This window comes from Rugamonas sp. GW822-FHT03B10 (assembly GCF_058801745.1).
The window spans coordinates 1-18,570 of record NZ_JBXANP010000037.1 but is presented as its reverse complement, the minus strand read 5'-3'; the positions used below and the strand labels follow the sequence as shown (position 1 = coordinate 18,570).

18 protein-coding genes and 1 pseudogene are annotated in these 18,570 nt (G+C 58.2%); 4 read left to right on the top strand and 15 right to left on the bottom strand.

The annotated features are described in order from the left end of the window. Positions 1-97: 97 nt before the first annotated feature. From AC1RQG_RS27335 to AC1RQG_RS27315, 5 genes are all read right to left on the bottom strand, one after another. Complete coding sequence (locus tag AC1RQG_RS27335) at positions 98-814, bottom strand: ZIP family metal transporter (protein ID WP_493136463.1); 717 nt, start codon at positions 812-814, stop codon at positions 98-100. Then, complete coding sequence (locus AC1RQG_RS27330) at positions 811-3,537, bottom strand: heavy metal translocating P-type ATPase (RefSeq protein ID WP_493136461.1); 2,727 nt, start codon at positions 3,535-3,537, stop codon at positions 811-813. Before AC1RQG_RS27330 ends, AC1RQG_RS27335 begins: the two co-directional genes overlap by 4 nt. A gap of 190 nt (positions 3,538-3,727) precedes the next feature. Continuing rightward, entirely contained in the window at positions 3,728-4,078 is a 351-nt protein-coding gene (locus AC1RQG_RS27325; protein ID WP_493136458.1) for a cobalt-zinc-cadmium resistance protein, read from the bottom strand. Positions 4,079-4,225: 147 nt separating this feature from the next. Then, the gene (locus AC1RQG_RS27320; RefSeq protein WP_493136457.1) at positions 4,226-5,188 is read right to left on the bottom strand and encodes a tyrosine-type recombinase/integrase; all 963 of its coding nucleotides are present in this window, start codon (positions 5,186-5,188) and stop codon (positions 4,226-4,228) included. A 3-nt stretch (positions 5,189-5,191) separates the two neighbouring features. Then, the gene (locus AC1RQG_RS27315; RefSeq protein ID WP_493136456.1) at positions 5,192-5,959 is read right to left on the bottom strand and encodes an abortive infection family protein; all 768 of its coding nucleotides are present in this window, start codon (positions 5,957-5,959) and stop codon (positions 5,192-5,194) included. Between the two features lie 214 nt (positions 5,960-6,173). Between AC1RQG_RS27315 and AC1RQG_RS27310 the strand changes: the two genes are divergently transcribed. Next, positions 6,174-7,217: a DNA-binding protein gene (locus tag AC1RQG_RS27310; RefSeq protein ID WP_493136455.1), complete on the top strand. Its 1,044-nt coding sequence runs from the start codon at positions 6,174-6,176 to the stop codon at positions 7,215-7,217. Between the two features lie 124 nt (positions 7,218-7,341). Here the strand turns inward: AC1RQG_RS27310 and AC1RQG_RS27305 are convergent, their stop codons facing one another. The 3 genes from AC1RQG_RS27305 to AC1RQG_RS27295 are packed head-to-tail and all read right to left on the bottom strand — an operon-like array spanning position 7,342 to position 8,205. Continuing rightward, the gene (locus AC1RQG_RS27305) at positions 7,342-7,569 is read right to left on the bottom strand and encodes a GDCCVxC domain-containing (seleno)protein (protein WP_254451675.1); all 228 of its coding nucleotides are present in this window, start codon (positions 7,567-7,569) and stop codon (positions 7,342-7,344) included. 4 nt (positions 7,570-7,573) lie between these two features. Further along, positions 7,574-7,849, bottom strand: a complete 276-nt coding sequence (gene merP / locus AC1RQG_RS27300) for a mercury resistance system periplasmic binding protein MerP (protein WP_161081568.1) — start codon at positions 7,847-7,849, stop codon at positions 7,574-7,576. Positions 7,850-7,860: 11 nt separating this feature from the next. Then, on the bottom strand, positions 7,861-8,205 hold the full coding sequence (locus tag AC1RQG_RS27295) for a mercuric transporter MerT family protein (RefSeq protein WP_161081569.1): 345 nt from the start codon (positions 8,203-8,205) through the stop codon (positions 7,861-7,863). Positions 8,206-8,270: 65 nt separating this feature from the next. Here AC1RQG_RS27295 and merR point away from each other — a divergent pair, with 65 nt between their 5' ends. Beyond that, a complete protein-coding gene (merR, locus tag AC1RQG_RS27290) occupies positions 8,271-8,669 on the top strand; it encodes a mercury resistance transcriptional regulator MerR (RefSeq protein WP_493136450.1) in 399 nt (132 codons plus the stop codon). A gap of 145 nt (positions 8,670-8,814) precedes the next feature. Further along, positions 8,815-9,165, top strand: a complete 351-nt coding sequence (locus AC1RQG_RS27285) for a MerR family DNA-binding protein (RefSeq protein ID WP_371875007.1) — start codon at positions 8,815-8,817, stop codon at positions 9,163-9,165. A gap of 22 nt (positions 9,166-9,187) precedes the next feature. Here AC1RQG_RS27285 and AC1RQG_RS27280 read toward each other — a convergent pair whose 3' ends face one another. Next, the gene (locus AC1RQG_RS27280; protein ID WP_161081572.1) at positions 9,188-11,107 is read right to left on the bottom strand and encodes an FTR1 family protein; all 1,920 of its coding nucleotides are present in this window, start codon (positions 11,105-11,107) and stop codon (positions 9,188-9,190) included. Positions 11,108-11,176: 69 nt separating this feature from the next. Further along, complete coding sequence (locus AC1RQG_RS27275; RefSeq protein ID WP_254451676.1) at positions 11,177-13,399, bottom strand: heavy metal translocating P-type ATPase; 2,223 nt, start codon at positions 13,397-13,399, stop codon at positions 11,177-11,179. 89 nt (positions 13,400-13,488) lie between these two features. On the opposite strand from AC1RQG_RS27275, the gene cadR reads away from it, so the two are divergent. Then, positions 13,489-13,920: a Cd(II)/Pb(II)-responsive transcriptional regulator gene (gene cadR, locus AC1RQG_RS27270; protein WP_308937290.1), complete on the top strand. Its 432-nt coding sequence runs from the start codon at positions 13,489-13,491 to the stop codon at positions 13,918-13,920. A gap of 98 nt (positions 13,921-14,018) precedes the next feature. Here the strand turns inward: cadR and AC1RQG_RS27265 are convergent, their stop codons facing one another. The 5 genes and pseudogenes from AC1RQG_RS27265 to AC1RQG_RS27245 form a co-directional block, all read right to left on the bottom strand. Then, positions 14,019-15,083, bottom strand: coding sequence for a tyrosine-type recombinase/integrase (locus tag AC1RQG_RS27265; RefSeq protein WP_493136444.1), 1,065 nt, complete (start codon positions 15,081-15,083; stop codon positions 14,019-14,021). Next, the gene (locus AC1RQG_RS27260) at positions 15,080-15,988 is read right to left on the bottom strand and encodes a tyrosine-type recombinase/integrase (RefSeq protein ID WP_493136442.1); all 909 of its coding nucleotides are present in this window, start codon (positions 15,986-15,988) and stop codon (positions 15,080-15,082) included. The genes AC1RQG_RS27265 and AC1RQG_RS27260 overlap by 4 nt, the downstream gene beginning before the upstream one ends. Then, the gene (locus AC1RQG_RS27255) at positions 15,982-17,229 is read right to left on the bottom strand and encodes a site-specific integrase (protein WP_493136440.1); all 1,248 of its coding nucleotides are present in this window, start codon (positions 17,227-17,229) and stop codon (positions 15,982-15,984) included. The genes AC1RQG_RS27260 and AC1RQG_RS27255 overlap by 7 nt, the downstream gene beginning before the upstream one ends. A 184-nt stretch (positions 17,230-17,413) precedes the next feature. Then, positions 17,414-17,701: pseudogene (locus tag AC1RQG_RS27250) on the bottom strand (IS4/Tn5 family transposase DNA-binding protein); the annotation flags it as partial. 300 nt (positions 17,702-18,001) lie between these two features. Further along, positions 18,002-18,298 carry a hypothetical protein gene (locus AC1RQG_RS27245; RefSeq protein WP_182167641.1) on the bottom strand — a complete coding sequence of 99 codons (297 nt, stop codon included), beginning with the start codon at positions 18,296-18,298 and terminating at the stop codon, positions 18,002-18,004. Positions 18,299-18,570: the final 272 nt, after the last annotated feature.

The window sequence follows — 18,570 nt, the reverse complement described above, 5'->3', positions numbered from 1 at the left end:
CGCTGCCGTGCCACGCGATTTCGGCGTTACACGGCATGTCGCCTGACGTCAAATTCCACACGAAACGGCATAGAGCCGAACCACTTCGGCAGACGCGTCACGAGAGCAGCATGTCGACCATGAAGAGCGCAATAAATCCGAGAAAGAACATTCCGGTCTGCCATGGTGTGTCCTTTCCCTCGTGGGCCTCGACCAGCAATTCCTCTGTGACGAGGTAAAGTAGTGCCGCTACACCAAAAGCCAGGATCGCGTCGACGTACGAAGGGCTGACATTGCTGAGCACTACAGCGCCGACGGCCGCGCTCGAGACCAAAATCAGAGCAAGAGTCAGATTGACGAGCACGATACTTTTCCTGTTTTTCCCCAGCCCCGTGAGCGATGTGGCGCACGACACACCCAGGAAAAAGAGCTCAAGAACCAATGCAATCGTCAGCAAGAGTCCTTGGCGCTCTCCGGCGGCCAGCGAAAGTCCAATAAGCACGCCATCAAGCGCAACGTCCACACCCAGCGCCGTGAGCAGCCCGGTTGGATTTTTTGAGGCGACCTCGACCTCAGATTGTCCGGCCCACTTCAATAGCAACATCAGCGCCACGCCAACGGTAAAGCCACCCAAGGTCATCCAGGGCATGCGGCGGTGGAGTAGATCGGGCAGGAGCTCCGTCGCCAGGACGCAAAAAATAACGCCAGCGGCAAAATGCTGCACGGCGCTACGCATGCCTGCGCCAGGTTCTCGAACGAACGTGACGCAGGCGCCAACGATTACCGCGATCGCCGGAAACAGCGCGAACGACACGACCGAGGATAGCGTACTCACGCGGTGTGTCCTTCCTTCTTCCCTTCCAGCGCGATCGGTTGAACCTGCGGAGCCGTCACATCTGTCGCAACGTTCGCCTCATCCTGGAATGCCAACAGGCGCAGTGCATTGATCACAACCAAAATAGTCGAGCCTTCATGGAACAGGACTGCGGTTCCGATATTCAGGCCAAAGATCGTCGCAGGGATAAGCACGGCTACCACACCGAGGCTGACCCAGAGGTTCTGCTTGATAATACGGCTGGTTTGGCGCGACAGGCCTACGACGAACGGCAACTGCCCGAGGTCGTCGCCCATCAATGCGACGTCGGCCGCCTCCAGCGCAACATCCGACCCGGCGGCTCCCATCGCTATGCCAACGGTGGAGTTGGCCATCGCCGGGGCGTCGTTGACGCCGTCGCCGACCATGGCCACCTTGCCGTGCTGCTGACGCAGCTGCTTGATGGCCTCGACCTTTTGCTCAGGCATCAAATCCCCGCGCGCCTCCGTCAGTCCGACCGTGCGGGCGACGGAATCGGCTACCTGCTGATTGTCACCGGAAATCATAATCAGGCGTTCGATTCCCAGCGCCCGCAGCCTGGTCATCACCGACGCAGCCACTTCCCTTGGCGTATCCATCACACCCACGACGCCCAGGAAGCGCGAGCCTTTTACTACCATCATCGTGGTGCGACCATCGGCCACAAGTTTTTCATTGGCTTTGGCCAGTGTGTCAGGAATGGATGCGACCTTGATCTCGGAGAACAGCACAGGTTTTGCAATGTAGACGGTCTCGCCATTCACTTCCGCTTGGATGCCGCGACCGGTGATGCTCTTAACGTCGTCCGCTGGCAGTGTGACCTGATCCTTCGGCAACCTCTCGCGCGCCCCATCTACCAAGGCCGAGGCAAGCGGATGATCACTATGCGACTCAACGGCGAGTACCACCGACAGCAGTTCCGACTCTTCGACGCCCTCGGCCACGATAACATCGGTGAGTTTCGGTTTGCCTTCAGTGAGCGTGCCGGTCTTATCGAACGCAATGGAAGTCAGACTGCCCAAGTTTTCCAGCGGCCCGCCGCCTTTGACCAGGACGCCGCCGCGCCCCGCGCGGGCGACTCCTGACAGCACCGCGCTGGGGACGGAGATAGCGAGCGCGCAGGGGCTGGCGGCAACCAGCACGGCCATCGCACGATAGAAGCTGTCGGCGAACGGCTCGTCAACCACGATGAATGCAAACATCAGCAAGGCGACCAGGGCCAGAACTACCGGCACAAATATGCGTTCAAACTTGTCGGTGAACTGCTGTGTCGGAGACCGTTGGGCCTCAGCTTCTGTCACCATTTGGACGACGCGGGCCATCGTCGACTGCGCGGCAAGCTTGGCCACCATCACCTCGATCCCGCCCGATCCATTGATGGTGCCGGCAAAAACCCGGTTATTCGCCGCCACTTTTTCGAATGCAGCAATAGCGGCAGTGCCGTCAGTCACGGGCTGTTTGTCGACCGGAACGCTTTCGCCAGTGACCGGCGCCTGATTGACGCTGGTCGTGCCCTTTACGACGACGCCATCTGCCGGCAGACGCTCATTGGGCTTGACGAGCACGATGTCGCCAGGTTTCAGCGTATCCACCGCTACTTCCTCAACCTTGTCCCCGCGTTTAACGGACGCAGTCTCAGGCGCCAGTTTGGCGAGTGCTTCGATCGCCCGCCGCGCGCGGCCCATGGCGAAATGTTCGAGCGAATGTCCCAAGCTAAAGAGGAACAACAGCAACGCGCCTTCGCCCCACTTGCCTAATGCACCAGCGCCTGCAGCAGCCACGAGCATTAAGGTATCGATCTCAAAGCGGCGAGCGAGAATATTTTCGAGCGCTTCCTTAGTGGTAAAGTAGCCGCCAAACAGATACGCGATGCAGAAAAGCGTAGTGACGAGCCAGTCCGGGCCGAACTGCATCCAAGTGCTTAGCCAGCCTGCGAGCATAAAGGCACCGGCCAATATGGCAAAAATCAGTTCTGATTTCTCGCCGAAGATTCCGCCGTGATCATGATCATGGCCAGCGTGTTCCTTACCTTTCGTGTCATGCACGTGGGGATGGCCCGTCGAGTCATCGTGGCCATGCTCCGAATGCTCGTCGTGCTGGTGCTTCTCGTGTTCGCTTCGGTTCTCAGGTTGGGCATCCTGCGGCACTTTGCCTGCTCCGTTTTGCGTCGTGGCCGGCTCCTCTCGATGCGAGATGTCAGGGTGGACCTTCTCGGTCGCTTTGTTCTCTGCCATTTCTGGCATCGAATGGCTCAAGCTTGCGATAACCCCGCCAATAAACCCAATCTGGGTGACCAACTCGGCTTGAGACAGTACTTCCGTGTCGTATTCAACACGCATGGCCCCGGACGGTGAGACCTCCGCCTCCAGCACACCGCCGATACCGCGAAGACGGTTTGAAAAAAGGCGGGCACTGCGCGCGTGTAGCGGCGCTGTAAGCCGTGCCACATAGTGTCCATACTTCTTTGTCAGTTGCGCGCCGACTGATTGAACCAGTTCCCTTATGCGGGACACTGAGATTGTCGCCGGATCGTAGTGCAGACAGAGTAAAGGTTCATCACCATTGGCTTTTTTGATGTGCGCTTTTTCGATACCGCCCCGTCCGGAGAGCGCCTTGATCAGCCTATCGATACATAAGTCATCGACGTCCATTACGTTCGGCAACACCAGAGGCAACTCAAGGCGGATTTTTTCTGTTTGCGTCATTTCGCATCCCTTGTTTGTATTATTCGATCGTCACCAGGCCCAGCTGCGGTCAGGTATTACGATGTGGAGCGTAGCGCAGCGACAATGAGCCGAGTGCAGTACTTAATCGTCGATCGTGGCAGGACCAGCGTTGAAAATTAGACGAACACCTGTCGCGCTGTCAGCGCACCGACAAGACTGTTGCGTCGGGTTACAGGAAAGATAGACGATCCGGGCGGCGGGGGCCCTCGGGAATATGGGAAGTATAGATTTCCGGCTTCGCGTCTGGCACGTTCGTTCCGACCGAGACGATGCGGTGAGCCAGGACAGGCTCTTGGAACAGGGCGAAGCTCGTTCCGTGGCATGATCCGCAGTCAGGATGGAGTTTGCCTACCTTGTACGGCGAGTCGGTCTTCTCCGCACTGATTTGATGATTGTGGGCATGATGCCCGAAATGCATGGGTGCCGCGCCCGTTTCATGCTGGCAATACGCGCCCGCAGCCGCCCAGGCAAATTGGAATGGGACGACGCACAACAGCAAAATGAGGAGCAACTTTTTCATGCAAAAATCATAGCACGACTACGCCGGGGACTATTGCAACAGTGTTCAGCATACCAGCGATCATCAAATAGGTGCGGGCTTTGAAATCTGCCGGCGGTATGGATGCCCTCCTCAAAAATATGACGATGGTTGACGCCAGGAGCTGAGTTACGGTCCATCCAACTCGCGCGCAGGACGGAGCATGCCGTGCTCCATCCGGTCCTTCGCGAACGAGACGGAGGCATCGAGATATCGTAACGCCGACTTGATATCCCGCCAACCCACATATTCCATGAGGCTTTTCACGTCCCAGCCATCGGACGCCGCCCAATTCGCGAAGCCCCGGCGCAGCGAGTGGCCGCTGTAGGCATCAGCCGCTTCCAGGCCTCCATTCTTCAGCACCGCCCGCAACAGCGGCGCAATGCTGTCGATATGTAGGCCATTTTCACCGACATGGCCCCAGCGATCGATTGCGCGATATACCGGCCCGGAGGTTAGTTGCGCGACGCCGATCCAGTCCAGGTAGGCATCAACCGGGCACAGGCGCGACAACGCGGGCGCGCGGAACGTGCTACCGAGATTTTGTCGATCGCCCTTGGTCCGCCCCAGAAAGCAACTGATGCCTTCGCCGGCGCTGGCCTCAACATGCTCGACGCGAAGCCGGCTCAGTTCATCGCTGCGAAATCCGCGCCAGAACCCGAGCAGGATCAGTGATTTGTCGCGCAGACTGCGCAGCTCGGCGGCGCGGTCGCATCCGCGTCGGGCGGCTTCGACCGCGCGATGGAGCGCGCCAACGACGCGCTCCAGCTCATCGAGCTGCAGGGGCTTCGCCTGCTTCTCCTGCGCTGGATGCAGCGCGCGGATGCCGCGCATGGCCTGGCGGACGATGGGTGCCTTGGTCGGATCGGGAAACCCCTGTGCATTGTGCCATTGGGCGAGCGCCGCCAGGCGCTGCCGCAGGGTGCTGACGGCCAACGTATCGGCATATTCCGCCAGGTAGCGGGCCACACCGTCGGCCGTGGCGGGCAGCAGGCCTTTCCATTGCACTTCAAAGTGCTCGATGGCTGCTCGATAGCTTTGGCGGGTGTTGTCTCGCGTCGCCGCTTCGATGTATTGATCAAGTTTGGTCATGGGTCAGTGTCCCACCTTGGCCCGAATATAGTTGAATATTGTTCGGGTCGCGTTGGCGGCGAGGTGGGCCTCAGGTTCGCTCAATAGGTCATCGGACGGGTGCGCGATGCTGCCGTTGTTGCGCAGGGAGTTGATGGCGTCGATCGCGTTCGCAAACCCATGCAGAACGCGCACCAGGTCGTTGTCATACGAGCCCAGGTCCTTGAGTATCGGGTGTGCCGTGCGCAAGACCTTGAACAGTGCTGTCAATGAGGCATCATCGGCCACCGCGATACCGCTTTCAATACACAAGCTTCGAAAATAGCCGTGCAGCGCAGTATGCAGACGGTCGACCGCGCTGACCGGGCCGCTGATACGCATTAGATGCTCGGCATCATTGAGTGCAAGCAGTACCACGTCGCCGCTCGAGAGGCTGGAGGGCGCCTCGGTCTGTACACTTTGAATATTCGTGCGCACAAAAATCGACAGGTTCGGGATCTCCGCCAGCAGTTGGCTGGTCAGCTTTGGATGGTTGATGAGCAGGTCTATCACGTCCCAGCCTTCGCGGGAAAAACGCTCAAGCGCCTGCAGCACGCAGTCACCGTAATCAGGGTCCCGCCAATGCAAGCTGCGTAGTAGGCGGTCATGGCGCTGGATGTAATCGGATTCCCCGGACAAATACCCGAACTCACGCCAGTCTTCGGTCGTGAATTCGCTGGCGATCGTTTTCCTGAGCGCAAGGATCAGCGCGCCACGTTTTTTTGAATCAATGGTGTATTCGTCGAGCGTCACAATCGCTACCTCCACAACAAAGCATCAATGTAGCTGGCCAACTGCGAAATTACAGCGACGGCGCCAAAAAACGGCGGATTTTGGCCATCACACCGGATAAACCTACTTTATCCGATGTAAAATTTAAACGCAAATCACCTTGAAGCAGATACCAATATAGTATGTAATAACGTGGTATGTAACATGTTATCTTATTTCATCCTAAGGAGACCCCATGGCGCGGAGCGGACTATACAAATCGGATGTACAAAAGGCGCGTGACGCCCTCATCGCGCAGGGTATAAACCCGTCGGTGGACGCCGTTCGCGTGGCGCTGGGGAACACCGGATCCAAAACCACCATTCACAAATACCTCAAGGAACTGGAATCTGAGGATGGTGGCGCCGGCGGCAAGCGCGCCTCGGTCAGCGAAGCTTTACAGGACCTGGTAGAGCGACTGGTCGTGCGATTGCAGGAGGAGGCTGAGGAACGGGTGGCGGCGGTCCGCGTCGATTCCGATGCGAAGGCGGCCGAGCATGTGGCGGCGCTGCAAGCTGCCCAGAACGAAAATTCGCAGCTGCGGGCCCGCGCGCTGGAACTGGAGGCGGCCCTGCAGGAACAAGCTCTGGCACTGGTGGCCAGCCAAGCCGATCATCAAAGGGAATCGACCATGCGCCAGGTCGCCGAACAGCAGGTGTCGGACCTACAGCAGCGCCTGGCCGAGAATGAGGCGCACCGCCAATCGCTGGAGGAAAAACACCAACACGCGCGCCAAGCGCTGGAGCACTATCGTCAGTCGATAAAGGAGCAGAGGGAAGCCGACATCCGGCGCCACGAACAGCAGATCCAGCAAGTGCAAGCCGAACTGCGGCAGGCACAGCAGACGATCGCCGTGAAACAGGACGAGACGACCCGACTGAACCAGGAAGGGGCGAAGCTGGTGGCAGAGCTGTCTCACACGAAACAGGGCCTGTATGAGCAACTGACGCAAAACCGTAAGCTGGAGCAGAAAATCGACACATTACAATCGCTGCACATGCACGCCGCCGATACCGAGCGCCAATTGACCAGCAAAATTGCCGAGGCCGAGCTGCTCGCCGAGCGGCTTAGCGACGCCAACAGCCAGATCGCGCCGGCGAAGGCGCAGGTCCGCGAGTTGGAGCTTTTGCTGGCCCAGGCGACCACGAAAGTGCAGGCACAGGAGCAAATCGGCGAGCAGCTGCGGGCCTACCTCGACAAGATCGCAACCACTCCAGCGACCGCAGGGCCAGACCGCTGAGCATCCTCCTGCGCCCAATGTCAGAACGACAATTTTATAATCGTTTTTTGAGCAAATGACCGTTTTGTAATCGTTTTTGAGTCAAAATAATTGTTTTTGCGTATTCGTGTCGATCAGTAGCCGTTCACTCAGCGACTGGCTGGCCGCAGCATCCACGCTCCAGTTGGATCGGCGGACATTTCACCGTGCCGTATGAACAGAAGACGCAACAGTCGCCAGCCCTCGGCCGCAACACGACGGCACAGCCCGTACATTCATAATAGAACTGGCACGCATCGGTAGGCATGACTTCCTGCTTGCTTAGTCCGCAGTGCGGGCAGGTCAGGGTCGATGTGAGAATTGCATCGGCCATGGCTTTACTTTCCGATCGTGGACGGGAAACCCGCATCGGCGGTCGCCTTGGTCAGCAGCGCGATATTGGCCTTGTCCGCATCCAAATGCACGGTTGCGGTCTTGTGCTCGAAATCGATCCTCACGTCGCTCACGCCTGGAACCTGCTCCAGCGCTTTTTTAACGGTGATCGGACATGCCGGACAAGTCATGTTCTGGACATTGAGCGTAACGGTTTTCGGCGAGCTGGCGAAAGCCGATCCAGCCAGTAGCAACGATAAAATGAAGGTGGGGATGCGCATGGAATATCCTTTCAATAAAACAGCGGGGCGTACAAGGGAAATGCCAGCAGCAGTATCACTGGCAACGTAACAAGCCAGAACAGAATGCGCTGGTTCCTGATGACTCTATCTGCAGCGCACGCGTCACCTGGCGCGCAGGCACGTCGACGCACGTAGAGATTGTAGAAGGCCAGGCCGAGAAGCAGCAGCGTCAGGCCGGTGAAATAAGGACTGTACGGCTCAAATGCGATAAGGCGCGATGCCCAACCGCCACCGACGCCAAGTAGCAGCAGGATGAGCGGGCCAGCGCAGCATGCGGATGCGCCAAGCGCCGCCAGCACCCCAGCGGCCAGCGTACCTTTCGTTCCGATCGTCATGGCGACTCCAATTGGTTTTACACGAGAATAGGATAAACTCCGTACATAGATACGGAGTCAAGTGCATGATCGAGAAAATGACCATCGGCCGCTTGGCCAACGCCGCCGGTGTGAACGTGGAAACAGTCCGGTTCTACCAGCGTAGCGGACTGATCGACGAGCCGACGCGGCCACACGAGGGCTACCGGACCTATGGGGAAGAGTGCATCCGTCGAATTCGATTCATCAAGCGCGCGCAGCTACTTGGCTTCACTCTCGACGAAATTACGAACCTGCTCAAACTTGAAGGCTCTCTGACCTGTACGAGCACGCGCGACCTGGCAGCCAAGAAGCTTGCCATGGTGGAGTCCAAACTGGCCGATCTTCAGGCGATGAAAACCGCTCTCACAGGCATGGTTGCGCGATGCGACAGCGAGGAACGGAACGATGGCTGCCCAATCATTCAGGCGCTGATCGACGACTGAAATGTAGCCCTTAGGGAGCACTCGGCATGACGTTGTGCGACTTGGTCCGGTAGGAGCAGAGCCGACTGCCGATTTGCTCCGTTGCCCTCAAAAAGCCGATTTCAAAACTTTTACCTTTTCGAGGGGATGGGCACATTTAGCCAACGTGGAAACAGTCCGGTTTTACCAACGCAGCGGACTGATCGACGAGCCGGCGCGGCCGCATGGGGGCGGCTACCGGACCTATGGGGAAGAATGGATCCATCGAATTCGGTTCATCAAGCGCGCGCAGCTACTTGGCTTCACGCTCGATGAAATTACGAGCCTGCTCAAACTGGAAGGTTCTCTGGCCTGTACCAGCACGCGTTACCTGGCCGCCAGGAAGTTAGCCATGGTGGAGTCCAAACTGGCCGATCTGCAGGCGATGAAAGCCGCTCTCACAGGCATGGTTGCGCGGTGCGACAGCGAGGAGCGGGACGATGGCTGCCCAATCATTCAGGCGCTGATAGACGACTGAAATGTATTCAACTGGACCACGATCAACTCCTCCGAGCCTGGCTTCGCAGGTTATAGCGGATGCTGATGGCGATGATCGCGAGAATTAGCACCTGTGCCGCCAGCGTCTGCGCGGTCGGATAAATCCCCAACACCTCGACGCGGGGAGCGGCGACCGGCGTCATATCCAGGAATCCTACTTTTTGCAAGGCTGCCACTCCCTTGCCAGCGAGGACCACCGCCAGTACGGCCACCAGTGCAGAGCTGTAGGCAAAGAATTGGCTGATAGGCAATCTGGCGCTGGAGCGCAACAGCAAGACGGCGATCACGGCCAAGATAACGATGCCCGCCCCAAGGCCAGCGAGCAGATATATGCCATTATGCTCGGTCCACAGCGCGACATAAAACAGCACCGTTTCAAACACCTCGCGGTAGACGGTAACGAACGATAGCAAGAACAACATCGCGGCCGAGCGCTTGTTGAGCGCCGAGGAGAGCTTGTCCTTCACATATGCCTGCCAGCGCCCCGCGAGACTCTTCTGATGCATCCAGATACCCACGGCCAACAGCACCACTGCTGCAAAGATTGCGGAAAACCCCTCGGTCATTTCACGGCTCGCGCCACTCAGATCGACAAGATATGTGGCGACTGCCCATGTCAGGGCGCCGCCCGCAAGCGCAACGATCCAACCCGCGTGCACGTAGGGCAGCACGTCCTGACGACCAGCTTTTTTCAGGAACGCCAGCATGGCGACAACCACCAGCAACGCCTCCACGCCTTCTCGCAACAAAATGGTCAACGCGCCGATGAACGTCGACAACGGATCGTTGGAGGAGTCGAGCGCGCCTTGCGCATCGGACAGCAGCCCCTGCAAGCGCGTCGCGGTGGCACGAGCCTGCGGCAGATTGTTGGTGGAGACGGCATGGCGATAATCTCCCATCGTTTTTTCGATCTCCGAAAAGAGCGCATTGTTCTTGGCCGCCAGCGCCGGCTCCACCGGCTCGAAGCCGTCCAGATAAGCCGACAAGCCCAGACGCGCAGCGGCCGCCATGTCGCCGGCCTCCAGTGCGACCACACTGGCTTTGAGCTTGGACATGGCGATAGGCAAGGTGTCCGCGTTTGACTGCGCCAGCGTCGCCGGCGCACTGCGCAGATAAGCGGTCAAGCCGCGCGCGGCGTCCGCGTCGACGGCCTTGGTCAGGGCGCTCTCGGACGATTCGCTCAGTTTGGCCAGCGTCGGCAAGGCCGCATGCAACTCCGGGCGTTCGGCCCAAAGCTTTGCGCCTGCCTGACGGTCAGCGTCGGAATACGACAGTGTCGACGCGAAGTAGGCCACGGCCCAGCGCTCGTCCTCGGTCAACTTTGCAAAACTCGCCATCGAGGTGCCTTCCACGCCGCGCGTGACGATCTGCTGTAGGGCGAAGACACTTCGCTCACGCGCGCGCGCGTGATCCGCCAACGCGATCGGTGGTGGATTGAGCGAGGCGGCCAGAGGACCGTCTGCATGACCGGACGTCCCGTGACAGGCAGCGCAATTACTTTGGTACAGTGCGGCGCCCTGACGCAGATCCGGGGTCTTCGATGGCGATACTGGTACCGGGTAGGCCACCAGCAGTGCCGCAGCCAGACGGTGCGCTTGATCGCCTACCTGGTCCGCCGACGCCTTCTGCGCGATCGACTGACGCAAGGCGTCAGCATCGGACAGCAGCGCGACCTGCTGCGGCGTGGTAGGCAGCACGGCCAGCTGTTGGCGCGCGGCGTGCGCGAATTCCTGCATTTCTGCATATTCGCTCTGGCTGGCGACGGTGCCTTCTTTCACCGATTTCGCGTAATCCACAGCGAGATAATCCAGCAGTTGCCATATCTGCTTGGTCTGTTCAACGGTCGATAACTGCTCCGCGTGGAGCGTCGTCGCCGACGACACCAGACAAACCCATACTAAAAGCACTCGGATCACTTGCATAATTGTTCCAGAAGTAGAGTGGCAAAGGCCACCAAGGAGTAAAAGTAAAAAATCGCCTACTGGGATATCTCAGTTTCGAATCCTGCGTAGTAGGCGCAGCCCGTTCATGACGACCAACAGACTGGCGCCCATGTCAGCGAACACGGCCATCCACAACGTCGCTTCGCCGTGCAGGGCCATAACCAGGAACACGGCCTTGATCGCCAAGGCAAGACCGATGTTCTGCATCAGGATGGCGCGAGCCTTACCGCTCAGACGGATGAATTCCGGTATTTTCCGCAAGTCGTCGTCCATCAGGGCCACGTCCGCCGTCTCGAGCGCCGTGTCAGTGCCCATGGCGCCCATCGCGAAACCGATGTCGGCCTTAGCCAGCGCCGGAGCGTCGTTGACGCCGTCTCCCACCATGCCGACGTGGCCGAACGTGGCTATCAGGTCGACCACGGCGCCCAGCTTATCTTCCGGAAGCAACCCGCCGCGCGCGTCGTTGATGCCAACCTGGAGGCCAATCGCGCGTGCCGTGTGGGCGTTGTCCCCGCTCAGCATGACCACTTCGACGCCTAGCGCCGCGAGATCTGCAATGGCTTGCGCGGTTGTCGGCCTGACTGTATCGGCCACCGCCAACATCAGCAGCGGTGTGCTCCCGTCGACCAGCAACACCACGCTTTTGCCATCACGTTCCAGCGGTTCGACCAGCGCCTCGATCGCTTGGTCGGAGCAGCCGAGCTCCTTGACCAGGCGCAAGCTACCCAGATGCAGCTCGCGGCCATCGATGAGACCGCGCACCCCAAGGCCATCAAGTGCACGGAAGGCGCCCACTTCGGTAAGCGCCTCGCCTGGCATCTGTGATTCCCAGTAGGCGCTGATCGCCCCCGATACAGGGTGATCGGAACGCGCGGCCAGGCTGGCGGCATGAAGCAGCGTAGTGTGCAGTTCAGCGCCGGCGAATGGGACCGCGTCGGTGACAGCGGGCTTTCCCAGCGTAACCGTACCTGTTTTGTCTAGCGCGATCGCACGCAGCAATCGGCCTTGTTCCAGGTAGGCACCTCCCTTGATGAGTATGCCCCTCCGAGCGGCGGCAGCTAAGCCGCTCACTACCGTAACCGGCGTAGAGAGGACTAGCGCACACGGACATGCGATTACCAGGAGCACCAGCGCCTTGTACAGCCATGGACCGGCCGCGCCTTGCGTCAGCAACGGCGGAAGTATCGCAACGAGCACTGCCAACAACACCACAGCAGGGATGTAATAGCGAGCGAACTGGTCGACGAAGCGTTGCGTTGGCGCGCGCTCGCCTTGCGCCTGCTGCACGCTGTCGACAATCCGAGACAGTGTCGAGCCTTTTTGTGTAGCGGTGACACGGAACTCGATCTCGCCGCGCTCATTGATGGTGCCGGCATAGATGGCGTCGCCCGTCGCCTTTGCCACCGGCAGACTTTCACCGGTGATCGGTGCCTGATTGATCGTACTCTGTCCAGCCGTGACGATGCCGTCCAGCGGCACCCGCGCACCTGGGGCAACACGGACGATAGTTCCAACCTGAACCTCACTTGCCGGCGTCTCGCGCCATCCGTCGGCGCCTGCGTTCACCAGTGCCGTATCAGGCGACATCGCCATCAGTGCACCAACGGCGTTGCGGGCGCTATCGAGGGACTTTGCCTCGATCAGCTCCGCCACCGTGAACAGAAAAATCACCATCGCGGCCTCAGGCCATTGGCCGATCACCGCCGCACCAATCACCGCCAGCGACATCAGGAAGTTCATGTTGAGCGATAGGTGCCGCAACGCGATCCATCCCTTTTTCAGCGTGCCCAAGCCGCCGGAGAGGATAGCGATAACGGCGAGCGCCACCACCGCCCATGATTGCTCATGGCCGGTATACCACGCAAGCATCTCGGCCCCAACAGCAGCAGCTCCCGAGACGCAGAGCATTGCCCATGCGCGGCCGGATATTCCCGCGTCCTGCGCCAACTCGGAGACCTGCCCGGGCGCGGCGGAGCTCGACGTGTCGGCTTTGACCACAGCTTCCATGCCCAGCGACGTAAGCGCTTCGGCGATCGGTGCCACAGCTGGGAGACGATGGCGTACCGTTAGTTCGCGCAGCATCAAATTAAATTGCAGCCCCGTAACTCCAGGCATTTTCTCCAATCGGTCCCGGATCAGCCTTTCTTCGGTTGGGCAGTCCATATTCTGAATCAGGAACACAGCTTGCTCAGCCCCATCGACAACTGCGGGAGAGCCGACAGATGGCGTAGCGGTTGTACCGGAGCATCCGTTGTTATTGAAGCAATCCATAAGCCGGTCCTTGATTCGTATTATCATTCGCATTAAACACCCTATAGTCACTATAGAGTCAAGCATTCAATTGAGTTCAGGAGCGGCTTATGCAGCAAACATTGAAGATAGGGCAACTTTCGAAGGCGACAGGCTGTCAGGTGGAGACCATCCGTTTCTATGAGCAGGAAGGGCTCTTGCCGGCGCCGGCGCGTAACGCAGGGAACTACCGGCTATATGAAACGGCCCACGTCGAGCGGCTGCAGTTTATCCGCCATTGTCGATCTCTGGATATGCCGCTCAACGATGTGAGGCTGTTGCCGAATCTGCGTGATGCCCCGGGCGAAAGCTGCCAGGAAGTCAATCAGTTGCTTGATCAGCGCATTGTGCAAGTGGCGCATCGCATTGCTGAGCTCAATGCTTTGCAAGGCCAATTGAGTGTACTGCGAGGCCGTTGCCGAACAGGTAGTGCGGCGCGCGACTGCGGCATTTTGCAGGAGCTATCGACGGGAATGTGCCAAGCGGAGGGGTGTGTGGAATAGCAACTTCAAACCATGAATTGAAACGACACGGTGCGTTGCTGGCTTGCGATCATTGAAGGTGACTGCGGAGCGGGAAAGCGCGACATCATACGGCAAGCTTATTTATTTAAAATCAGTTGCTTACAGCAGGATTTGAGTTTTTTTACACGAATCCCGGCCGACCCTCGCATAAGGGATGCTGGATTCAGTGAGGCAATGAGTTCGTCCGTTGCCTTGAAGCGGCCTGAGCGGAGGCTCGGGGCGACGATTGCTTCCAGGGCTTCCAATTTCACCGACGGGTCCACGCGCGTATATATTTCGGTCGTTTGCATGTGGGCATGGCCAAGCCAGAGTGACACCTTTCTCAAGTCCTTGGTCGCCTGCAGGACCGTGAGGGCGCAAGTATGCCTTAACACGTGTGGGGATATCCGCTTCGTAGAAAGTGACGGGCACCGCGTCACGGCAGCCTGGGCATGCTTGTGCAAAATGTACTCGAATCCCGAACGCGTCATTGCCTCGCCACGGGCGTTGAGGAACAGGTCCGGCGTCATGACGGTGCCTCGAGCGATGAGCCAAGCTCGCAGCGCTATGGCAGTTTCCTTCCATAAGGGCAGGCAACGCTCCTTTCGTCCCTTGCCATGGACCAGAATACTGGCGTGCGGCTGGAGTTTCAGGTCGTGCAATTGCAATCCGATCAATTCGGAAACCCGAAGTCCCCCCGCAAAGCACAAATGGAGCATGGCCCGGTCCCTGATGCCATCCCGCCGCGCCGGATCTGGCGAGTCAAGGATTGCCTGCATTTCTTCGACGGTCAGGTGCCGTACGAGACGGGTATCGGTGCGCTTGGCCGGGATCGCCAGGATGCGTGTGATCTGTTCCATTACCGCCGGCGCCCGGTACTCCATAAAGTGCATGAACGACTTGATCGCTGCCAGGCGGGTGTTTCTGGAATTAGGTCCGTTGTGACGCACCATTTCCAGATGATTGAGGAAACCGAGCACGAGGGCCGCATCGATTTGTTCTAACTGCAATGCCGATGGCGACGTCTTCAGCGTTGCTGCGGCGTACTCGAATAGCAGCTTGAACGCGTAGGCATAGGATTCACAGGTATTGTCGCTGGCGCCGCGCTCGATAGGCAGGCGCTGTTGTAGAAACGCGGTGATATGGGGAGCGATCGGGATCATGACGGCTCTCCCATGACGAACCGTTCGGAACTTTCGGCGATGTTCGTCATCAATTCCGGCGTTGCCTGCAGGTACCAGTACGTATCGGTAACCTTGGCGTGGCCAAGATATGTCGATAGCGCGAGCATGTGTTCCGTGATGTGGTCGCGGTCATCCGGGCACGATTCGAGCGCCCTCACGGCGAAGGTATGTCTCAGCGAATGCGGTGTTGGCCGGGGCAGCCCAGGGCCGAGTGGAAGGCCGATCCTCACCGCTGCATCGTGAAACACCATGTCGATATAGACGCTCAGCAAGGGCGTTCCGGCGAGCGAAATGAACACATGATCATCGCATGGTGCATATTGGCGGCGTCGCTCGAGGTATCGTTCCAGTCCCGCCACGGCACTGTCGTGCAATGGAACAAGACGGCTCTTGCGGAATTTCGTACACCGGATCAAAAGGCCATCAGGAGTGATATCGTCATAACGGAGGTTGACCGCTTCCGACACCCTTAACCCTGTGCAAGCAAGCAATGAGAACAACGTGCAGTAGGTCTCCCTCCGGAACGGAATTTTGCCCGACTGGGAGATCGCCAGGATAAGGCGTCCGATCTCGTCCGTGGAAAGGATGTAGGGGACGGGGCGAGCTGACCAGCAAGTGCCGAAGACCGGCGGCGGCACTTCATGGCACGGATCCTCGGCGCGCGCATACCGGGCAAACCGGATCACCTCGCCGAGCCGGCGAGCGCGCCTGGGAATATTGCGTGCCAGCGCGGCCCATTCGATTGCCGTATCGATGCATACGTGGCACTTGCCTCGCGCGTCCGAGAACGTGGCGAAGCTACGTAACGAAGCACCCTGCGATTTGAGTGCGAATCCGCAAGCACGCCGGACTTCCAGATAGGTACGCACGGTGTCGACTAACATGGCAATTGCTCCGGCCACGGCTGAACAACCTGTCGCAACGCTGCAAGGTTGACCTTGGCGTAGATTTGCGTGGTCGCGATGGACTGGTGCCGCAGCACAGTGGCGATATCCTGCAGGGAAGCGCCTTGCCCCAACATTGACGTCGCCACAGAGTGGCGCAAGACATGGGCGGCACCCCGGCCCGGGCAGGAAACGCCAGCGCGGCGCATTGCCTTCTTGACGAGGATGGAGATCGCGGCATGATTGGAAAATGCTTTGAACGGGGCAAACATACTGACGAATACTGCGTCAGTTTCGGTGTCAGGCCGCCCATGTTGCAGGTAGTCGACAATAGCCTCGCCGACTTCCTGCGTCAGCGGCAACAGCGTCTGTCGTCCGTTCTTGCCGGCGACAACAATCGAGGCTTCTTGCCAATCGATATCCTTAAGGCCCAGACCCGCTACGTCGCCGGCGCGCAGCCCCAGGCGTGCCAGCAGCAACATAATTGCGCGGTTCCGCTTACCTTCCGCCGTTGCTGGATCGCATGAAGCGATAACTCGCTCGATTTCATCCATGTGCAAATATTGTGGCAGGGCAGATAGCCTCCAGTGCGCCAGCTTTGGAATGGCAGAGTCCAACCCCGTGGGGCATTTACCTTCGGCGATAAGAAAACGCACCAGATTGCGCAATGCCGTCGTGCATTGCTTCGCCGCAGCCCGTCCCTTCTTCTTGCTTTGCCAAAGGATAAACTGGCGCACGTACCGGGCATCGAGCTGGGTCGTATCGTTTCCGATATGTTCGAACAAATCCCGAAGCGCATTGCCTTGGTTGTACAGGGTTACATCGCGCGTCCCGCGCTCCAGACGCATCCACCGACAAAACGCCGTAAACAGGTTGGACTGTAAATCTGACTCAAGCGCGGCAAAGCCGGTGGGACGTGCGCCGACGCCCCCTTGATGCATCAAGAAAAGGCGTGCTCCGCGCAAGGCGACGACATCGCATTGATGTGCAAATCCCTGGCATTGACATCGAGGCAAGTGCGCCGCGAAGCGCGTGAGTGCGGCCTCACCCAGTGGGCGCGGTATGTCCTCCCCGTCGGCCCAACAAAGGAAGTGGGACGCGGCGGAAATGCTCGAATAGCCGGAACTCTTTGCGTAACCGAGCTGTTCAAGGCAATTGGAAAACCCTTCAAGCTGAGGACCTCCCGGGCGAGAAAGAAGCAGTTGGACGTGTGACGGGGATTTGAAATACTGGGTAAGCATGACATCCTCCATGAGCCGATGTCTCCGGTCTGGCGACCTGATCGACCGCACTATTATGCAGAGTCATGCCGGGGATTCTTCACTACGCTTCCTATGAATGCGTGACAAAAAGCGTCGATTTCGGCGCTCGCCACCGCATAACAATACGCCCAGCATCAGAATTGTAATGCGCCGCAGCGCATTACAATTCCGTCGTGTCCTGCAGGCACAGCACCACCGATTCAGCCGCCATCCGCTGCTCCGTCTGCTGCCAATGGGGTTCCAGGATGGCTTGCCATTCCACGCTGTCGTTATCGAAGAAACGATACGCCGCCATCGTTTCGCTCCATCCGTTGCACGCCTTCGGCACGCTCGCCGTCGGGGCCGCAGCCATACTTTCCATCAGTGTCCTCGCTCGCCGGTTCAGGCGCGCATCGCCCAGATCGAGTTGCCCAAATTCCGCTTGTGTCCAGCTTGTCGATCCGTTTGCCAATTGCGCCACGCAAAAGACGAGAGTAAACGCGATTTCGCGGCAGTTTACAAGCCCGGCGCTAACTCACTGAATGTAAACGGAAAATCCGGCGGTCGCCATCGTGTGGCCGGACTTGTGTATAACGAGGTGCCCTTAGCTATGTCGAAAAAATCGTTTGTGGCTCGTTTTACGAGGTCGCCAATTCGGCGCCAGAGGCCGTCAACCAGTATTTCAGCAGCCTGCTAGAGGATTAGAAACACCGTCCTCAGCCGTAGACACGCCAAAATCAAGTCAGTTCCACTGAGTTATTCGAGATTTTCTCTATAAAAAAGACAAGAATATAAATGGTGCTATTTGCATGAATCCGACGAAAGTAAACAACGCCACTTTCGCCCATCCCATATTATGTCCGTTTTTAAAAATCGCAAATAGCGCAAAAAAAACACCGAGAACGTTAAAAACCGACATTACAATGTATCCAATTACGCAAAGAATACCTAAAGCCTCAATACCCCCTCCTGCTTGTTTATCAGAACTACTACTTGAAAGAACGTAGGCCGCATGCAAAAGAAGAAATAAATATGGTATTGATGCAATACACATCAATCCTTCGCTCATCCGAATTATCGAACCGTATTTCATGCTTATAGCAATGAATCTGCTAATTCCATTATTATCTTAGGTGTCTTCTCGGGAGTGCCATATGCATCAACCTTGTCATTTACATAAAGTTCGAAGGCCCTACCATTCTTCCACCAACTAAGTTTCCATAATGCCTTTCGCATTCCATCTGAGACAGCCAGGGCCAAAATAGGGCTCTATGCCGTTTCGTGTGGAATTTGACGTCAGGCGACATGCCGTGTAACGCCGAAATCGCGTGGCACGGCAGC